Annotated in this window: 3 protein-coding genes and 2 pseudogenes; 3 read left to right on the top strand and 2 right to left on the bottom strand. The window is 45.5% G+C overall.

Annotation, left to right across the window (positions count from 1 at the left end; all coding sequences use genetic code 11):
• A pseudogene (locus F7C14_RS05915) lies at positions 1-360 on the top strand (phosphoesterase); the annotation flags it as partial.
• Positions 361-380: 20 nt separating this feature from the next.
• On the opposite strand, the gene tsaA reads toward F7C14_RS05915, so the two are convergent.
• Both tsaA and F7C14_RS05905 read right to left on the bottom strand, forming a co-directional pair.
• Positions 381-770, bottom strand: coding sequence for a tRNA (N6-threonylcarbamoyladenosine(37)-N6)-methyltransferase TrmO (gene tsaA, locus F7C14_RS05910; protein WP_290900839.1), 390 nt, complete (start codon positions 768-770; stop codon positions 381-383).
• Positions 767-1,378, bottom strand: a complete 612-nt coding sequence (locus F7C14_RS05905) for a TIGR00296 family protein (protein WP_290900837.1) — start codon at positions 1,376-1,378, stop codon at positions 767-769. The genes tsaA and F7C14_RS05905 overlap by 4 nt, the downstream gene beginning before the upstream one ends.
• A gap of 47 nt (positions 1,379-1,425) precedes the next feature.
• Between F7C14_RS05905 and F7C14_RS05900 the strand changes: the two genes are divergently transcribed.
• Positions 1,426-2,154: an ROK family protein gene (locus tag F7C14_RS05900; protein ID WP_290900835.1), complete on the top strand. Its 729-nt coding sequence runs from the start codon at positions 1,426-1,428 to the stop codon at positions 2,152-2,154.
• Positions 2,151-2,661: pseudogene (locus tag F7C14_RS05895) on the top strand (ribose 1,5-bisphosphate isomerase); the annotation flags it as partial. The gene F7C14_RS05900 and the pseudogene F7C14_RS05895, both read left to right, overlap by 4 nt.

The raw sequence follows: 2,661 nt of genomic DNA, 5'->3' as shown, positions 1-2,661 counted from the left end.
GCAATGGAAAGCGTCAAGGTTCAGATTCTGCCTAACGGAGTTGCCTTAGCTGCTTTGGATGTGGAGAATTATGCAAAAAGATTCGAATTTCCTCCTCCCGGAAAGCTGACGGGAGAGGTGCACGACAGGTTGAAGCAGAAGTACGAAAAAATTGTGACGATAGGCTACGGACCAGATTTTGCTGTTATAAGGAGCGAGGGAGTTATGTTGGACATACCGAGACTCGTGAGAGAGTTGAGGGAAGAAGTCAACGCCGGAGTGGATGGCGGAGGACATCTCGTTGTCGGAAGCATTAAGTTCATTGCGGCGAAGAGGAAGGAGGTTTTGGCGAAGCTCGCAGCTAAAATAGGTTCGATTTGACGATCTCGGAAAAAATAAAATCAGCAATCTATTTCTTTTATAAAAGGCTTTATGTCAACGAGAGGTGTACCATCTATTGCGTCAAGCCATTTAACGTATATTTTTCTCCCCTCCACCTTCAGCAGCTTGCAAACGGAAAAACCTATCGGATTCGGTCTTTCCGGAGATCGAGTCGAAAAAACACCTCTTTCCTCCTCTCCTGGAGGCTTCGCCTTTATGACGTCTCTCCTCGATTCGTGCAACCAGTAGAGAACTATTATCCTATCGAACCTCTCGATTCCCTCCAAGCCTTCAGCGAACTCTTCGTATACTTCGATGACGCTAACTTCCTCGCTCGTTCTTCCCTGTCTCGGAGCGTCCTTCCTATCTTTGTACTTCGACCTTATTATTCCAATAGGTTTGAGGATCATAGCTTGCACGATTTAATGTCCACCTCAACGACTTCTCCTCTTGGCTCTTTTTCAGCGAATATCTGTCCTTCGAAGACGTAAACTTCCGTGTCTTCAAGCAACCAGCAGTCCGGAGAGAGTCCAGCTTTTAAGCAAGTTTGCGTTAAAAATTCTTCGGCATCGAAGTTGTACTCGACAGCTACCTGAGGAAGGAGGAGACCGCTGTAAAAACCTCTTTTAATCAGTAAACCGTGTCTACCTACTTCGATTTTCTTAGGCAGCTCGGTTTTGTCTTCCACCTCAACTTTTTCCGGTGGAGTTAAGATCGTCACCTCCACTTCTATTTCGTCCATCTCTTTAAGCTCCACTGGAGGAAATCTCGGGTCTTCCGTGGCAGCAGCTATGGCTGACTCTATTATCGCTTCGTCCAGTCTTTTTATCGGATAAGGGAAACCTATGCAACCCCTCAGCATGCGATGCTTGTTTAAAGTCGTGAAAACCCCTCTTTTTTCGGCGAAAACACCATTCAGCCTTTTATTTAATTTTTTCCCGGTTTTCAGATAAGTTTCAATCGCTTCTCTTGCAAGCTTAACAGCCCTTACGCCGTCCTCAAGTGAGAGTAACTTCATGTTCTTATGCTCGACACTCATATATTTATGCTTGTCCTCCAAAAATCATGGGAATCGGAATCGACATAGGCGGAAGCTTTACTGATGTCGTGGAATTCAAAAACGGAGAATTTCGCCACCTCAACACATTTAAAACGGAGGATGTCCTGAAAGATCCGAGCTTGGTCGAATTTGAAGGAGCTGTTTACGGCGTTGCCGCTTGGATTAGGGGAGGGAGAATAGTTAAAGCTCCGAATTTAAGGGGGAATTTGAACTTTCTCGCGGGAAAGAAGATCGAAAACGATGCGAATTGCTTTGCCGCCTACTCCAAGTGGATTACAAAAAAGAAAAACATATTCGCCGTAACCCTCGGAACGGGAGTGGGAAGTGGGGTTGTAGTGGAGGGAAAGCTTTACAGAGGTAGAGGGTTAGCAGCTGAGCTCGGACACGTTTACGTTGGAGGAGACGTAACTTGCACATGCGGTGGAAAAGGACACTTGGAATGTCACTTTTCTGGATGGAGAATCAAGCAGATATTTGGAAGAGAGGCAACGAAAGAGGAGATCAAAGCGATGAAAGGATTTGACGTTCTATGCTTGGAAATAGCGAAAGCCGTAATGATCCTCGATCCAGAAGTTGTCACGATAGGTGGAAGATTGGGAAGGATTTTTAACGAGGAGGACTTCACGAAAATCTACGAGTACTTGCCTAAGGAGTTCGATGTTGATGTGAAAATCATCGGAGATGATCTTGCTGTGGCGAAAGGTGCTGCTTTAATCTCGGAGGGATTAGTATGAACTTGATTGAAGAAGCCGCAAGAAAGATCGAGACGATGGAGGTAAGAGGTGCTTCGAGAATCGCAAGGTTTGCAGCCGAGACCTTAATGAATTACGCCTTAACGATCAGAGGAGACTTCGACGAAAAGATGAGAAAAGCTGCTGAAAGGCTTTTGAACACCCGCCCCACAGCGGTAAGCCTGTTCAACGCTATAAATTTCGTGATGAGGTATGAAGGAGATAATGAAGAGGAGAAAAGAGAGAGTTTGGTTAGAAGAGCGAAGGAGTTCATCGAGTGGGTTGATACGGCTAAGCAAAAAATTGGAGAGATAGGGGCGAGAAGGATAAAGAAGAACTCCGTAGTTATGACCCACTGCAATTCTTCGGCTGCCATAGCAGTCATAAAGAAAGCTTTCGATGAAGGGAAAATCGAGGAAGTCTACGCTACCGAATCTCGACCACGCTATCAGGGGCATTTAACGGCTAAAGAGCTTTCGGAATACGGAATAAAGGTGAATCTAATAGTGG

This window comes from Ferroglobus sp. (assembly GCF_015521575.1).
GTDB lineage: Archaea > Halobacteriota > Archaeoglobi > Archaeoglobales > Archaeoglobaceae > Ferroglobus.
The sequence above is the reverse complement of the archived record's forward strand: the minus strand, read 5'-3'. Positions and strand labels throughout refer to the sequence as shown.